This is a genomic window from Serinicoccus sp. CNJ-927 (assembly GCF_001942435.1).
Lineage (GTDB): Bacteria > Actinomycetota > Actinomycetes > Actinomycetales > Dermatophilaceae > Ornithinicoccus > Ornithinicoccus marinus.
Genome location: NZ_MKKF01000025.1, coordinates 1 through 14,942 on the forward strand (window position 1 = coordinate 1; position 14,942 = coordinate 14,942).

General features: G+C 71.3%; 14 protein-coding genes, 1 tRNA gene and 2 pseudogenes. 13 read left to right on the forward strand and 4 right to left on the reverse strand.

The annotated features are described in order from the left end of the window. Together BJF86_RS19810 and BJF86_RS09055 are read left to right on the forward strand one after the other, a co-directional pair. A pseudogene (locus BJF86_RS19810) lies at positions 1 to 51 on the forward strand (hypothetical protein); the annotation flags it as partial. 20 nt (positions 52 to 71) lie between these two features. After that, positions 72 to 1,241, forward strand: coding sequence for a dihydrolipoyl dehydrogenase family protein (locus tag BJF86_RS09055; protein ID WP_083652899.1), 1,170 nt, complete (start codon positions 72 to 74; stop codon positions 1,239 to 1,241). Positions 1,242 to 1,289: 48 nt separating this feature from the next. On the opposite strand, the gene BJF86_RS09060 is transcribed toward BJF86_RS09055, so the two are convergent. Next, on the reverse strand, positions 1,290 to 1,892 hold the full coding sequence (locus tag BJF86_RS09060) for a cadmium resistance transporter (RefSeq protein ID WP_075818401.1): 603 nt from the start codon (positions 1,890 to 1,892) through the stop codon (positions 1,290 to 1,292). Beyond that, positions 1,889 to 2,248: a Cd(II)/Pb(II)-sensing metalloregulatory transcriptional regulator CmtR gene (cmtR, locus tag BJF86_RS09065; protein WP_075818386.1), complete on the reverse strand. Its 360-nt coding sequence runs from the start codon at positions 2,246 to 2,248 to the stop codon at positions 1,889 to 1,891. Before cmtR ends, BJF86_RS09060 begins: the two co-directional genes overlap by 4 nt. 465 nt (positions 2,249 to 2,713) lie before the next feature. Between cmtR and BJF86_RS17950 the strand changes: the two genes are divergently transcribed. From BJF86_RS17950 to BJF86_RS09080, 3 genes are all read left to right on the forward strand, one after another. After that, positions 2,714 to 2,854 carry a hypothetical protein gene (locus tag BJF86_RS17950; RefSeq protein WP_158068401.1) on the forward strand — a complete coding sequence of 47 codons (141 nt, stop codon included), beginning with the start codon at positions 2,714 to 2,716 and terminating at the stop codon, positions 2,852 to 2,854. A 340-nt stretch (positions 2,855 to 3,194) separates the two neighbouring features. Beyond that, positions 3,195 to 3,962, forward strand: a complete 768-nt coding sequence (locus BJF86_RS09075; RefSeq protein ID WP_158068402.1) for a site-specific integrase — start codon at positions 3,195 to 3,197, stop codon at positions 3,960 to 3,962. Positions 3,963 to 4,187: 225 nt separating this feature from the next. Continuing rightward, positions 4,188 to 5,588 carry a transposase gene (locus tag BJF86_RS09080; protein ID WP_143553782.1) on the forward strand — a complete coding sequence of 467 codons (1,401 nt, stop codon included), beginning with the start codon at positions 4,188 to 4,190 and terminating at the stop codon, positions 5,586 to 5,588. Positions 5,589 to 5,796: 208 nt separating this feature from the next. Here BJF86_RS09080 and BJF86_RS09085 read toward each other — a convergent pair. Continuing rightward, positions 5,797 to 5,880: transfer RNA gene (locus BJF86_RS09085), tRNA-Leu, on the reverse strand. 159 nt (positions 5,881 to 6,039) lie between these two features. Here BJF86_RS09085 and BJF86_RS09090 point away from each other — a divergent pair. The 7 genes and pseudogenes from BJF86_RS09090 to pknB all read left to right on the forward strand — a co-directional run bounded on the left by BJF86_RS09090 (position 6,040) and on the right by pknB (position 13,744). Beyond that, complete coding sequence (locus BJF86_RS09090) at positions 6,040 to 6,909, forward strand: FhaA domain-containing protein (RefSeq protein WP_075818395.1); 870 nt, start codon at positions 6,040 to 6,042, stop codon at positions 6,907 to 6,909. Continuing rightward, positions 6,909 to 7,376, forward strand: a complete 468-nt coding sequence (locus BJF86_RS09095; protein ID WP_022923427.1) for an FHA domain-containing protein — start codon at positions 6,909 to 6,911, stop codon at positions 7,374 to 7,376. Before BJF86_RS09090 ends, BJF86_RS09095 begins: the two co-directional genes overlap by 1 nt. 113 nt (positions 7,377 to 7,489) lie before the next feature. Further along, positions 7,490 to 8,017: pseudogene (locus BJF86_RS18860) on the forward strand (PP2C family protein-serine/threonine phosphatase); the annotation flags it as partial. An 825-nt stretch (positions 8,018 to 8,842) separates the two neighbouring features. After that, the gene (locus BJF86_RS18865) at positions 8,843 to 10,240 is read left to right on the forward strand and encodes an FtsW/RodA/SpoVE family cell cycle protein (protein WP_075818403.1); all 1,398 of its coding nucleotides are present in this window, start codon (positions 8,843 to 8,845) and stop codon (positions 10,238 to 10,240) included. Further along, complete coding sequence (locus BJF86_RS19575; RefSeq protein ID WP_321166169.1) at positions 10,237 to 10,647, forward strand: hypothetical protein; 411 nt, start codon at positions 10,237 to 10,239, stop codon at positions 10,645 to 10,647. Before BJF86_RS18865 ends, BJF86_RS19575 begins: the two co-directional genes overlap by 4 nt. A 98-nt stretch (positions 10,648 to 10,745) precedes the next feature. Further along, positions 10,746 to 11,693: a penicillin-binding transpeptidase domain-containing protein gene (locus tag BJF86_RS09110; RefSeq protein ID WP_321166170.1), complete on the forward strand. Its 948-nt coding sequence runs from the start codon at positions 10,746 to 10,748 to the stop codon at positions 11,691 to 11,693. Then, a complete protein-coding gene (gene pknB, locus BJF86_RS09115; protein WP_075818397.1) occupies positions 11,690 to 13,744 on the forward strand; it encodes a Stk1 family PASTA domain-containing Ser/Thr kinase in 2,055 nt (684 codons plus the stop codon). Before BJF86_RS09110 ends, pknB begins: the two co-directional genes overlap by 4 nt. A 25-nt stretch (positions 13,745 to 13,769) precedes the next feature. Here pknB and BJF86_RS09120 read toward each other — a convergent pair whose 3' ends face one another. Next, positions 13,770 to 14,513, reverse strand: coding sequence for a DUF881 domain-containing protein (locus BJF86_RS09120; protein ID WP_075818399.1), 744 nt, complete (start codon positions 14,511 to 14,513; stop codon positions 13,770 to 13,772). 57 nt (positions 14,514 to 14,570) lie between these two features. Here BJF86_RS09120 and BJF86_RS09125 point away from each other — a divergent pair, with 57 nt between their 5' ends. Beyond that, positions 14,571 to 14,834 carry a cell division protein CrgA gene (locus BJF86_RS09125; RefSeq protein WP_075812149.1) on the forward strand — a complete coding sequence of 88 codons (264 nt, stop codon included), beginning with the start codon at positions 14,571 to 14,573 and terminating at the stop codon, positions 14,832 to 14,834. Positions 14,835 to 14,942: the final 108 nt, after the last annotated feature.

The following is a 14,942-nucleotide window of genomic DNA, read 5'->3' on the forward strand; positions in this document are numbered from 1 at the left end:
AAAACGCTCGAGCACGTCGAGCTCGAAGTCCTTCGGTGGGTCGACTGGTACAACACGACCCGCCCGCACTCATGGTGCGACTACCTCGCACCCGCAGCGTACGAACACGACCACTACGCTGCCCCCAACCCTTCGACGGCGACCGCCGACGAAGCACACACGACTCTCCACTGAACCCGGGGCGGTTCACCCTGCGGGCCAACGGCGTCGACACCCTGCACGGGCTGGCCCGGTTCACCGGACGGAACAGCATCGACATCGGCGGCGCCCCCTACGAGGCGAACCACTTCCTGATCGCCACCGGCGCCCGCCCCCGCCCGCTGGGTTTCCCAGGCGAGCAGCACCTGGTCGACAGCACCGACTTCCTAGAACTGCCCGACCTCCCGCCCCGGATCCTGTTCGTCGGCGGCGGCTTCGTCTCCTTCGAGTTCGCCCACATCGCCGCGCGTGCCGGCTCCGCCGTCACCATCATCGACCGCGGCCCCCGCCCCCTCAAGGCGTTCGACCCTGACCTGGTCGAGCTCCTCATCGCCCGTGGCGCCGCGGCCGGGATCGAGCTGCAGCGCTCCACCACCATCACCTCGATCGAGCGGTCCGGGACCGGCTACCAGGTCACCATGGACCGGGCAGGCACCACCGAGACGATAGACTTCGACCTCGTCGTGCACGGCGCCGGCCGGACGCCCGAGTTGACCAGCCTGGACCTGGACACGGCCGGCGTCGCCTGGGACGAGCACGGCTTGGCCGTCGCCCCCCACCTGCAGAGCACCACCAACCCGGCCGTGTACGCCGCCGGCGACTCAGCAGACACCCCGGGCATGCCGCTGACCCCGGTCGCCGTGATCGAGGGCAAGGTCGCAGCGTCCAACCTGCTCAAATCCACCACGACCGTGCCCGACTACGCCGGCATCCCGACCGCGGTTTTCACCATCCCCGAGCTGGCCAGGGTGGGACTGCTCGAGCAAGAGGCCCGCGACCAGGGCATCGACCTGGTGGTCCGCCACCACAACACCAGCAGCTGGTTCTCCAACTACCGCACCGGGGAGAGCACCGCCGCGGCCAAGATCCTCATCAACCGGACCAACGACCAGATCGTCGGCGCGCACCTGCTCGGCCCCGAGTACGCCGAGCTGATCAACTTCCTCGGCCTCGCGATCAAACTGGACCTGACCACCAGGCAGCTCAAGTCGATGACCGCCGCTTACCCCACCGTCGGCTCAGACCTCGGCTCCATGCTCTGATCCCCACGTACTGACCGGACCGAGGTGGGCGCGCGGCAGGACGAGCGGTTAGAGGCCGAAGGCTCCGCCGCTGATGAGGATGAGGAGGCCCAGGCCGATCAGGACGATGGGGAACAGGATGTGCTCCCAGCGCTCCAGGGCCTCGGCGATCGGTCGGCGGGTGGCCACGAACTTGGCCACGCCTACCAGGACGGCTACGAGCGCGAGGAACACGATGCAGTAGGCCACCACCCCGGCCGTGCCCACGCTGAGGAAGACCGGGACATAGACCCCGATGTTGTCCCCGCCGTTGGCGAAGGTCACCCCGGCCACCGTCCACACCGCGACGTTCTTGCCCTCGACCTTGGCCTCGTCATCGTCATCGTCGTCGTCCCCGCGCCAGAGCTGCCAGGCCGCCCACAGCCCCAACCCCAACGGGATGAGCCCGAAGTACGGGATGGCCTCCGGGGGCAGGAACGCCCCCGCCCCCACGGTCACCAGCACTGCCGCACCCAGAATGGCAGCGAATCCGAGGTATTGGCCGGCCAAGATCCGGGCGGTGGTCCCGCGCTGACCTGCCCCCCGGGCGAAGAACAACGACAGCACGATGATGTCATCAATGTTGGTGGCAATGAACAAGCCGATGGCCTGCAGGACCGAAGACAGGATCACGCCGTCCCCTCCCCTGGGCGGCACCCCGGCACCGCACAGCCCGGGTCCAGACACGGGGCACTCTCGTCCACCGCGAGGGTCACCTCTACCAAGGAGGTCAGCGCCAGCGCTAGGTGCGCGTCGGCGATCTCATACCGGGTCCGGCGCCCTTCGGAGACGGCGACCGCGATCCCGCAGTCCCGCAGGCAGGCCAGGTGGTTCGACACGTTCGACCGCGTCAACTCCAGGTCCCGGGCGAGCTCCGCCGGGTAGGCCGGCCCCTGAAGCAGCCTCAGCAGCATCCGTGACCGGGTCGGGTCGGCCATGGCCCGGCCCAATCGGTTCGTCACGTCCAAACGAGAGTAATTGATCAGCACTCGCTGAACTATACATCAGACGCTGAACCATTCGAGGTGACCCCTCCGTCGACCTCCGGTGTCCGCGTCCACGAGTGTCGCCCCAACAAGCCCAGTTCCGGAACTTCCTTCCAGCCGCGCCCACCATGGCCGACGAGCGCCAGAGCTTGTGGCCCAATAGGGCAGCTCGGTGCTGCCCAGACTGCCTCCAGGCACGAACGGCGTGCCGTCGCGGCAGATCCGGCACGGCGTCCTAATCTAGGCTCAGCCACGCACTTCGGTGCGGGGGTTAGCCACTCGTCCGGGCAGCCGCTCGGTGGCACCAGAGAACTGACCCGCCTCTGTCATGGACGGCCACAAGCCGTCCGACGGCAGGGCGACAGTTTGGAGCGGGCAGTGGCAGGGCGAGAGAGCCGCATCGAGCTCCCCCCAGCGCGCACCGGCCGGCCATCCGCTCACCCTCGCCAATACCGCCCTGACGAGCTCGTGCGGTTCGACGCGCGCATCCCCGCCCGGCTGGCAAAACAGCTCTACGACGTCGCCCTCAGCGACGGCCGCTCCGTGACGGCCGTGCACGCCGACCTCCTGGCTTCCGCCCTCGAACGTCGCGGTGGCGCGATGGAGTGATGTCGATCGGCCAGGGCGCCGACATGCGAAAGGCCCAGAGCGCCAACTCCGGACCTCGTCGCGATCTCTTCAGCGAGTCACTACCTCGCTGCCTTGAACCACTTGCGCAAGCACCCGAGGGGGTACTTCTATGTCTTCAGCACGTCCAGAGTGCACTTCTGGAACCGGAAACTTCAACCGCCACGCCGATGACGAGGATCATCCTGAAGAGGCGGTCCGCAACTACCGGCCGAACGCGATCCCGCGGGATGAGTGGGCACCCGTCGCAGGCTTCACCCGCGAGTCCGTCCTCCTGGTGCACCCACGCAGCGAACGGCACGCGATCGAGGCGATGCGTACCGTGTCGCAGTTCATCGTCTGGGCGCACCGGGAGGGCTACCCGCTGGACCGGGAGCGGATGTTCGTCCCGGACGCGGTCGAGCGGTACATCACCGTCGGTGCCGCACACCTGTCGGTCACCTCCCGCGCCACGCGCCGCTCCGACCTGCGACGCTTCGCCCGGCAGATCACCACGAAGGCGCCCTGGACGCCGGACCCTCCCCAGCTGCGGCGGAGGAGAACCATCGAGCCCTTCACGAAGGACCAGATCACCAGGCTCTGGGAGATCGCCCACGACCAGAGCACCGAGATCCGCCGCAGACGCTTCACCGGGTACCTCGCTCTCGGCCTCGGCGCCGGATTGCACCCGCACGAGATGTGGAAGGCCAACGTCGGCGACCTAGAGACCGTGCACGGCTACCTGTGCGTGCAAGTGCGCCACGGTAACCATCCGCGCACCGTGCCGGTCACCGCCCCCAACGACCTCGTCCTGGGTGAGTTCCTGGCCGAGCAGGCCGAGGCACCGATCCTGGCCTACCGGCCCCGCAAGTGGGACCGCTCGCCCTTCCACGAGATGCTCCGCAAGGCCGACATCCCACCCGGATGCCCCACGATCACCCCGGCCCGCCTACGGGCAACGTGGATGGTGGACCACCTCTGCCACGAAATCTCGATGGGAGGCCTGACCCGGATCGCGGGCTTCACCTCGTGGCGGCCGTACACCTCACTGCAACAGTTCGTGCCGCAACCCGACGACCGGACACTCTTCGCCCAGGCGGCAAGGCGATGAGCCGACGGCGCCGACGGTCACCCGAGCCACCGGGCGGCGGCCGAAAGAGTTCGGACGCCACGCCAGCGAACCCCATGACGATCGACCAACGGATCGCACGGGCAGTTGCCGTCGCCAGCAGCGACGTCGCCTCACGACTGTGCACGGCCGCCGAGCTCCGGACCGGGCGCCCGCGACTCATCCCGCTGCCCGGCGTGCTCGCAGCGTTCTTCTTCCACGCCTCCGGTGACGACCGCCGGGGTATGCCGGTCCCTGAAGTTACTGACGCCCAGCCAGCGGGCCCAACTCGGCATCCCCGAGACAACCGCGATCGGCTACAAGCGGGTCCACTCCGGTTGGCGTGCCATCGTCCGCGTCGTCGCTCGCGGCGTGCTGGTCGACCACGACCATGAGCTCGACGTCGATCACGACACTGGTGAGGTGCTCGCCTGCCCCACCGACTGCCCTTACGAGCAGGTCACCCAGGACGAGGTCGCCACCCTACTCATCCAGGCGAGCCTGCCACCGGAGTTCGACCGGCCACCGGCGGTGGCGATCGACGGCACCGACGTGGAGAGCTTCGCCCGAGCCCACAAGCGACAAGTCGACGCTGACGGTGCAAGCTTCTACTCCTTCGACCGGGACGCGCGGTGGGGCCACCGCACCTCGACCGACCGACGACCCACCGAGCACTTCTTCGGCTACGAAGCCCACATCGCCACCTACGCCCCCCGGGTCGGAGCAGCGCCAGTCCCGCAGCTCGCGGCCGGGCTGGCGCTGCGGCCCGGCATCCGAGACCGCACCCGTGCCTGCCTGACCATCATCGACCACCTGCCCCGGTTCGCCGAAGTCCTCCTCGACCGCGGATACACCATGGCCAAGGCCAGCCGGCTGGCCCGCCCGCTCCGCGACCGGAACATCACCCTGACCATGGACCTGCACAAGAGCCAGCGCGTCGTCCGCCCCGGCCCCGAGCCCGGGACGGTCTGGGTCGACGGCACCCTCTTCACCAGCGCCCTGCCCCAGACGCATCGCAAGCTCGAACCACCCGAACCGGGCCTGACCGCCGGCGAGAAGGCACGCCGGAGAGAGGCCTACGACGCACGCGAGCCCTACCGCTTCGTCGCCCACGCCAAACGCTACAAGAAGCACAGCACCCAACGCTTCCGGGGACCAGCCGTCGAGGGGCACCCCTTCAAGGTCCGCTGCCCCAACACCCCGGCCTCGATGCGGATGCCGCACACCATCCCCACCACGACCTGCGTCCCCGGCGAACCATGCGGGTGCGGCAAGACCATCACGATCTCCGACACCGTGCTCGAGCGAGACCGCCAGCACCACCCCTGGCAGAGCACCCGCTGGGCCATGTCCTACAACCGCCGCAGCCTCGTCGAGGGCATCATCGGCGCCAACCGGTTCCAACGGCTCAACCTCAACCGCGGCTTCTTCCGCATGACCGGCCTCGTCGCCACCGGCCTGCTCCTGGCCGTGACGCTCGTCGGGCACAACCTCGTCCGCCTTCACGCCTGGCACACCGTCCGGGGCCTCCCCGAGCCCTGGCAGGTCCACCTCGGCGAACCCGTCGACGACCGACCTCTCGACAAGGCCACCCGCACCCGGGGTCGGCGCAAACGCAGAGGCGACTGACCGCTCCAACACCGGCCCAGTCACCCGCACGGCGACGGCGCCAGCCTGCCCGGAAGCCCGCCCTGGGCCCCGAATCGGGGCCCAGGGCATACGAGATCACCACCTCGCAGGCTCTACCGAGCCCCGCAACGACGAAACTCCCGGCCGGATCAGATCCGGTCGGGAGTTTCGGGTATCCGAAACGGGTAGTTCAGGGAACTCACCCACGTGCGCGAGGGGGGAGTTGAACCCCCACGCCCTTGCGGGCACACGGACCTGAACCGTGCGCGTCTGCCTATTCCGCCACTCGCGCGAGTGCCGGACAAGATTACCACCGCGGCCACCTGCACCCCTAATCCACCAGGGCCTCCGACAGGCCCAGGGCGCCGGGCCAGCCTCCAGGGTCCTCCCACCCGTGGCGGCTACCATCGAGGCGCCAGCCATCAACCGTGCCACCAGTCAGGAGAGGGCCGTGGGTGTCTTCGACAAGCTCGAGCGGCGGCTCGAGCGCGCCGTGAAGCAGCCCTTCGCCAAGGTCTTCAAGGCCGAGGTCCAGCCGGTCGAGATCGCCTCCGCCATGCGCGGCGCCATGGACGACCGCGCCGCCGTCCTCGGCCCCGGCCGCACCATGGTCCCCAACGTCTTCACCGTCGAGCTGGCCGAGAGCGACTTCGAGCGCCTCTCCTCCTACTCCCACGCCCTCACCGACGAGCTCGTCGCCGCCGCGGAGGACCACGCCGACGCGCAGCGGTATGTCGCCCCCGGCCCGTTCGAGGTCCGGCTGGTGTCCGGGGAGGAGCTGGAGACCGGCATCTTCCGGGTGCGCCCCGCCGCCAAGGACGGCCGCCGCGGCTCCGGCGGGCGCGGCGGTGCCCGCGAGTTCGCCGAGGCCCAGCAGGCGCAGGACGCCCGTCGCGAGGAGCAGGCCCGGGAGCAGGACGCCCGTCGGGCCGAGAGCGAGCGCCCCCGTCACGAGGAGACCGGCGCCGACCGCGGCTACGAGGAGGCGGCCTACCAGCGCCCCCGCGAGTCCTCCCGACCTCGGCGCCGCAGCGGCCCGTCGCTGGACATCGACGGTCGGCAGGTGCCGCTGACGGCTGCCGTCACCACCCTCGGCCGCGACGAGGAGTGCACCGTCGTCGTCGACGACCCGGGCGCCTCCCGCAAGCACGCGGAGATCCGGATCAGCCACGACGGGCCGCACCAGCAGGTCATCCTGCGCGACCTCGGCTCCACCAACGGCACCTACCTCAACGGCGAGCAGGTCGGCAGCGAGCAGCTGCGCACCGGCGACCGCATCACCCTCGGGCGCACCCACATCACGGTCCAGCTGGAGGGTTGATGGGTGAGCTGACCCTCAACCTGCTGCGGCTGGGCGTGGTGGTGCTCCTCTGGGCGTTCGTCGTGGCCGTGGTCGGTGCCCTGCGCGGCGACCTCTACGGCACCCGCGTGCTCACCCGCAACGCCGGCCCGACCCGCAGGCCGGAGTCCCGCTCGGACCGCAAGCAACGACGCAACACCCCGACCCACCTCGTCGTGACCGAGGGACGGCTCCGGGGCACGTCGGTGCCGCTGCACGACTCCGGGGTCCTCGTCGGCCGCAACCCCGAGTGCTCCCTCGTCCTCACCGACGACTACGCCTCCGGCCGCCACCTGCGGATCTACCCCGGCTCCGACGCGTGGTACGCCGACGACCTCGGCTCCACCAACGGCACCGAGGTCGACGGGGCCCGGATCGGCACCGGGGCCAAGCTCGACCCGGGCGCGCAGATCCGGATCGGCCAGACCGTCCTCGAGCTGCGCCGCTGACCATGGCCCTCGCCCTGCGCTACGCCGCGCGCACCAACATCGGCCTCGGCAGCAAGGCCCGCAACGAGGACTCCGCGTATGCCGGGCCCGAGCTGCTCGTCCTCTGCGACGGCATGGGCGGGCACGCCGCGGGCGACGTCGCCTCCTCCCTCGTCGTCGGCGAGCTGGTCCACCTCGACGGGGAGTCGCACGGCGCCGACGACGCCCTGGACATCCTCGAGCACGCGCTGGAGGAGGCCAACAACCGGCTCGCCGAGGTCATGGAGGTCTACCCCGACTCCGACGGCATGGGCACCACCTGCATCGCCATGCTCCGGGTCGACACCAAGCTGGCCGTCGCCAACATCGGCGACTCCCGGGCATACCTCCTGCGCGGTGGGCGGCTCACCCAGATCACCACCGACCACTCCTTCGTGCAGAAGCTGCTCGACGAGGGCCGGATCAGCCAGGAGGAGGCGCAGCACCACCCGCAGCGCTCGCTCGTCACCCGGGTCTTCACCGGCCGCCCCGAGGACCACCCCGACCTGTCGCTGCGCGAGCTGCGCTCCGGCGACCGGGTGCTCATCTGCAGCGACGGGCTGACCGACTACGTCTCCACCGAGGTGGTCACCGAGATCCTCGCCGAACCCGGCCGCACCCCCGGTCAGGTCGCCGACGCGCTCGTGCACACCGCGCTGCGCGCCTCCACCCGCGACAACGTCACCGTCGTCGTGGCCGACGCCGTCTCCCCGGGCGAGGGCACGAGCAAGCCGCAGGTCGTGGGCGCCGCCAGCGAGCGCCGCGGCAACCGGCCGCTGCGCCACCTCAGCCCGGCCGAGAAGGCTGCCGCCCTGACCCGGGAGGCCTCCGGCGTCTCCAACGTGGACGACGGACCGGTCCTCGCCGAGGAGCAGAGCCGGCCCTGGGTCCGGACGCTGCGGCTGGCCGGCATCACGGTCGCCGTGCTCGCGGTGCTCGTCGCCGGGGGCTGGGCGGCGTGGACCTGGAGCCAGCAGCAGTACTACGTGGGCGAGCAGGACGGCATGGTCACGATCTACCGCGGCATCTCCCAGGACCTCGGGCCGGTGAGCCTGTCCACGGCCGAGCAGCAGACCGACCTGCCCGTCGAGGGGCTGCCCTACTACTACCAGCGCCGGGTGCAGGGCACCCTGTCCGCGGACGGGCAGGACGACGCCGAGCGCATCGTCGCCGACCTGCGGGCGCTCACAGCAGCGGCCTGCGTGCCCACCGTGCTCCTGCCGACGGGTCGCAGGGCACCGAGATCCCGGACGACATGGACACCGTCACCGCCGACAGCCTCGCCGACGCCCAGCGCTGGCGGCGTCGGGACCGGCCCGGGAGCTGCTGCGGGACTCCCTCGAGCTGGGCGGGAGCGCCCTCGGGGGCACCGAGACCAGCACCGCCACCGCGGCTCCGACGGGCTCGGAGGACACCGGGCCGACCGCGACGGTCGTGTGGCCGGAGGGATGCCCGTGAGCGCCACGACTCCCACCCCTTCCACCGTCACCAGCCTCGAGGTGCGCAGCGGCCGCACCATCGAGCTGCTGCTCCTCGTGCTGGCCGTCGGGGTCGTCACCCTCGCCTACGTCACCGTCAACCTCACCGCCGAGGGCGCGCTGCCCGCCGACGTGTGGCTGCACGTCGGTATCTTCGGCGTGCTCGCCCTCGGCCTGCACGCGGTGCTCCGCGCCCGGGCCCGTTATGCCGACCCGCTCCTCCTCCCGCTGGCGACCCTGCTCAACGGCCTGGGCCTGGTGATGATCCACCGGATCGACCTCGTGGAGACGGCCGGGGGCACCGACGGCGTGGCGAGCCGGCAGCTGCTGTGGACCGGGCTGGCGATGGTGATCGCAGCGGCCGTGCTCGTGCTGCTGCCCGACCACCGGGTGCTGCGGCGCTACACCTACATCGCCATGGCGCTCGGCTTCGTGCTGCTGCTCCTGCCGATGCTGCCGGTCATCGGGGAGACGGTGAACGGCTCACGCCTGTGGATCCGCATCGGGCCGTTCAGCTTCCAGCCGGGCGAGCTGGCCAAGATCGCGGTCGCCGTCTTCTTCGCCGGCTACCTCGTCTCGACCCGGGACGCGCTGTCCCTCGCCGGGCGCCGCATCCTGGGCCTGCAGCTGCCCCGGGCCCGCGACCTGGGCCCGATCCTGGTCATCTGGATGCTGTCGGTGCTCATCCTGGTGCTGCAACGCGACCTGGGCTCCTCGCTGCTCTTCTTCGGGCTCTTCGTCGCCATGCTCTACGTCGCGACCGAGCGCACCAGCTGGATCGTCATCGGGCTGGCGCTCTTCGCCTCGGGCTGCGTGCTCGCCTGGCGGCTCTTCGACCACGTCCAGGCCCGCGTCACGCTGTGGCTGGACCCGTTCGCCGCCGAGCAGTCCGACCAGGTCGCCAAGGGGCTGATGGGCCTCGCGCACGGCGGCATCTTCGGCTCTGGACTGGGCGGCGGTTTCCCCTACATCACCTACTACGCCAACAGCGACTACATCGTCGCCAGCTTCGGCGAGGAGCTGGGCATGATCGGGCTCTTCGCGCTGCTCCTGCTCTACGCCCTGCTCGTCGAGCGCGGGCTGCGGACGGCCATCGGCTCCCGCGACGGCTTCGGCAAGCTGCTGGCCGTCGGCCTGTCCTTCACCGTGGCGCTCCAGGTCTTCGTCATCGTCGGCGGCATCACCCGGGTCATCCCGCTGACCGGTCTCACCACGCCCTTCCTGTCGGCGGGCGGCTCCTCGCTGCTCGCCAACTGGATCATCGTGGCGCTGCTGCTGCGGATCAGCGACCACGCCCGCCGCCCCATCTCCGAGCGGCGGCAGGACCCGAGCATCGACGAGGCCGAGCGCGAGGGGGCCAGCGCATGAACACCCCCATCCGTCGGCTGGCCCTGGTCGTCTTCGCCATGTTCACCGCCCTGCTGATCTCCACGACGTGGATCCAGTTCGTCCAGGCGGAGGACCTGCGCGAGCGCCCCGGCAACCGCCGCACCCTCATCGACAACTACAGCCGGGACCGCGGCGCCATCCTCGTGGACGGCACCCCGATCGCGACCTCCGAGCCGACCAACGACGAGCTGGAGTGGCTGCGGCGGTACGACCAGGCGCAGCGGTATGCCCACGTCACCGGCTACTACTCCTTCACCTACGGCGCCGGTCTCGGGCTGGAGCGGGCCGAGGACCCGGTGCTCGCCGGCACCGACGACAGCCTGTTCTACCAGCGCCTCTCCGACATCGTCACCGGCACGCCCGCCTCCGGAGCCAGCTCGAGCTGACCATCGACCCCGACGTCCAGGCGGCCGCGGCGGAGGCCCTGGGCGACCGGCGGGGCGCCGCCGTCGCGCTGGACCCGGCGACCGGCGAGATCCTGGCCATGGTCAGCCGGCCCAGCTACGACCCCAACGCCCTGGCGAGCCACCAGCTGGCCGCCGTGGACGAGGCCTACACCTCCCTCAGCGAGGACCCGGCCGAGCCGTTGGTCAACCGCGCGATCGGCGGCGACCTCTACCCGCCCGGGTCGACCTTCAAGCTCGTCCTCGCGGCGGCCGCGCTGGAGTCGGGGGAGTACTCCCCGGACACCGAGCTCGAGGGCGGGTTGACGTATACCCTCCCGAACACCGAGACCGAGCTGCCCAACTTCGGCGGCGCCGCCTGCGACCCCGAGGGGCGGCCGACCCTCGCGGAGTCGGTGCAGGTCTCCTGCAACACCTCCTTCGCCTGGCTCGCCGGCGAGCTCGGCGCCGACTCCGTCCGGGAGCAGGCCGAGGCCTTCGGCTTCGGCCAGCCGCTGGAGGTGCCGATGAGCGTGACCCCCTCGATCTACCCGGACGAGATGGACGACGCCCAGCTCGCCCTGACCGGCATCGGCCAGTTCGAGGTCCGCGAGACCCCGCTGCAGGTGGCGATGATCTCTGCGGCCATCGCCAACGGCGGGGTGACGATGACGCCCTACCTGGTGGAGGAGGTCCGCGGCTCCGACCTCGAGGTGATCGAGCGCAACGAGCCGAGGACGCGCTCGCGCGCCGTCTCCCAGGAGTCGGCGGAGCAGCTCACCGAGATGATGACCCAGGTCGTCGAACGCGGCTCGGGGCAGTCGGCGGCGCTGCCGGGCATCGAGGTGGCAGGCAAGACCGGCACCGCGGAGTTCGGCGAGAGCGGCGCCGCGCACGCGTGGTTCACCGGCTTCGCGCCCGCCGACGACCCGCAGATCGCGGTCGCCGTCGTCGTGGAGTCCGCGACCGACAACTGGGTCGGCGAGACCGGTGGTCTCGTCGCCGCGCCGGTGGCGCGGGCCATGCTGGAGGCAGGAGTGCAGCGATGACCGACGACCCCACGCAGACCACCCCGCCGCCGGAGCCGCAGGCCCGGGTGCTGGGCGGGCGCTACGAGCTCGGCGAGCTCATCGGCCGCGGCGGTATGGCCGACGTGCACCTCGGGCACGACCTGCGTCTCGGGCGACCGGTCGCGATCAAGGTGCTGCGCACCGACCTCGCCCGCGACTCCTCCTTCCTGTCCCGCTTCCGCCGCGAGGCGCAGTCGGCGGCCGGGCTGTCGCACCCCGCGATCGTGGGGGTCTTCGACTCCGGCGAGCAGACGGTCACCGAGTCCGGGGGCGCCACGGTCCAGGTGCCCTACATCGTCATGGAGCTGGTCGAGGGCAAGACCCTGCGCGAGCTGCTCAACGAGCACAGCACCCTCGACCCCGACGAGGCGGCGCGGATCACCGCGCTCGTGCTCTCCGCCCTGGAGTATGCCCACGAGCGCGGCCTCGTGCACCGCGACATCAAGCCGGCCAACGTCATGGTGACCGAGGCAGGCGCCGTCAAGGTGATGGACTTCGGCATCGCCCGCGCCATCGCCGACACGGCGGCGACGATGACCCAGACGCAGGCCGTCATGGGGACCGCCCGCTACCTCTCCCCGGAGCAGGCGCAGGGGCTCGACGTCGACGGCCGCTCCGACCTCTACTCCGTCGGCTGCCTGCTCTACGAGCTGCTCGCCGGGCGCACGCCCTTCCAGGGCGACCCGGTCTCGCTGGTCTACCAGCACCTCGGCGAGGCACCGAAGGCGCCCTCGACGCACGGGTCGCGGCTGCCGGAGGCGCTGGACGCGATCTCGCTGCACGCGTTGGAGAAGAAGCCCGAGGACCGCTACCAGGACGCGGGCTCCTTCAGGGCCGACCTCAACGCCGCCCGGGCCGACGAGCCGGTCTCCGCGCCGGCGCAGGCGACCTACGACCGGGTCCTCGGCCTGGGCGGTGCGGCCGCGGCCGGTGCTGCTTCCGCCGCGGCCTCGTCCGCCGCCGCGACCCAGGCGGTCCCGGTGGCCGGCGGGGTGCGCGAGCCACAGGCATACCCCGAGGAACCGACGGGGATCTTCCCGGCCGGCGGGACGGACGACGACCGCTACGAGCGCACCGACGAGCTGCCGGTCCGCGAGCGACGGCACCCCGGCGCGGCGCTGCTGCTCGGGGCGCTGGCCGCGGTGGCGCTGGCGGGCGTCGCCTGGGTCCTGTGGCAGGTGATGGGGCCGAACGGCGACGACGGCCCGGAGATGCTGGTGGTGCCGAGCACCGTGGGCAGCACCGAGGCGCAGGCGCGGACCACGCTGACCCAGGCCGGCTTCACCGTCGCCGAGGACGCGGTGCAGCGCAACAGCGACGAGGAGCCCGGCATCGTCATCGAGCAGGACCCGCCCGGCGGGGAGCTGGAGCGCGGCGGCCAGGTGGAGCTGACCATCTCGGCCGGCCCGGAGGCGCAGACCATCCCACGGCTGCAGGGACTGGAGGAGCAGGCCGCCCGGGACCTGCTCGCGCGGGAGGGCTTCACCAACGTCCGCGGCGAGTCCGAGCAGACCGACGACCCGGACTGGGAGGACGGTCAGGTCGTCTCCAGCGACCCCGGCGAGGGCGAGGAGATCGACCCGGGCGACGAGATCGTCCTGACCGTGGCCAGCGGCGAGGTCGAGGTGCCCGACGTCGTGGGTCTGGACCAGAACGAGGCGGTGCTGCTGCTCGACGAGCAGACCCTGGAGTGGGAGATCGAGACGCGCCGCACCGCCGAGGCCGACGCCGGGACGGTGCTGGAGCAGTCGGTCGAGGCCGGTGACACCGTGGAGCAGGGCAGCACCGTGGGCCTCGTCGTCGCCGCCGAGCCGGTGCAGACCGAGACCGAGGTCATCACCGAGACGGTCACGAACACCCCGACGCAGGAGCCCACCGAGGAGCCCACGGAGACCGAGGAGCCGACGGAGGAGCCGACCGAGACCTCGAGCATCCCCCCGGTCCCCACCGACCCCGAGCCCACGCAGCCCGGGCCTCCGGACGACCCACCGTCGGAGGACCCGCCCACCGAGGACGACCCGACCGAGTAGGCGCCGGCAGCACCCACTCCCGTGGTCAGCGCTGGGTCACGGTGGCGTGCTGGGGCCGGACCGTGCCGGCGAAGGCGGGGAGCTCGGTCTCCCCGAGGTCCTTCACCTCGTAGCCGAGCCCGACGGCGTCGGCCCAGTCGCGATAGGTGGACACCACCGGATCGGCGCCGAGCGCGGCCCGCATCGCCTCCGGATCGCCCACGGCGGTCACGGTGTAGGGCGGGGAGTAGACCCGTCCCTGCAGGTAGAGGGTGTTGCCGACGCACTGGACCGCGCTGGTCGACACGATCCGCTGGTCCTGCACCATGATCGCCTCGGCGCCGCCGGCCCACAGGGCGTTGACGACCCCCTGCAGGTCCTGCTGGTGCACGACCACGTCGTCGACGGAGTAACCCTCGGGCAGGGTGTCCAGGCTGTAGCCGGCGTCGTCGAGGGTCACGCCGAGCGCCGGACCGGTCACCGCGGCGGTCCCCACGCCCAGCGCCAGCCCGTCGGCCCGTCGCTCGGCGACGGCCGCGGCGCTCGAGGCCTGCTGCGCGCGCAGCTGCTCCACCTCGCCGCCCAGGTCCTCCGCACGCCGGGTCAGGTCGCGCACCTGCTCGTCGCGCTCGGTGATCAGGTCGACGAGATCCGCCGGTGCGCCACCGCCGTCCCGGGCCAACGAGGCGCTGGTGCCGAAGAGCAGCCCGGCGGCCAGGCATACCGCTGTCACGCCGGCGGCCCGCCCACGGCGCGCCGTCGGGCTCCCCTGGCCCACGTCATCGGTCATCACCGCCCAGCGTATCGGGCGTATATCCTGACGACTCCCACCACGAAGGAGACGGACGTGCCCGAGTCTCGCGGCCGAGAAGGTGCGCGCAAGCGCGCCGAACGCACCAGCCAGACCACGCCCCAGACCCAGAGCCTGCCGGGCAACCCCTCCTGGTTCGTGCCGGTGATGTGCGCGCTGATGATCGTCGGCGTGCTGTGGGTGGCCGTGTTCTACGTGACCGGGGGGCAGTGGCCGATCGCCTCGATCCGCTACTGGAACCTCGGCATCGGGATGGGGCTCATCATGGTGGGCTTCGCGATGGCCACCCGCTGGCGCTAGTGTCGCGCGCATTAATTCATTGACAGTATGGGATGATGGCGTATGCCGTCACCTGCTCTGGAGATCAGCGATGAGGATCGTGCGACCCTGACCTCGTGGACACGGTCG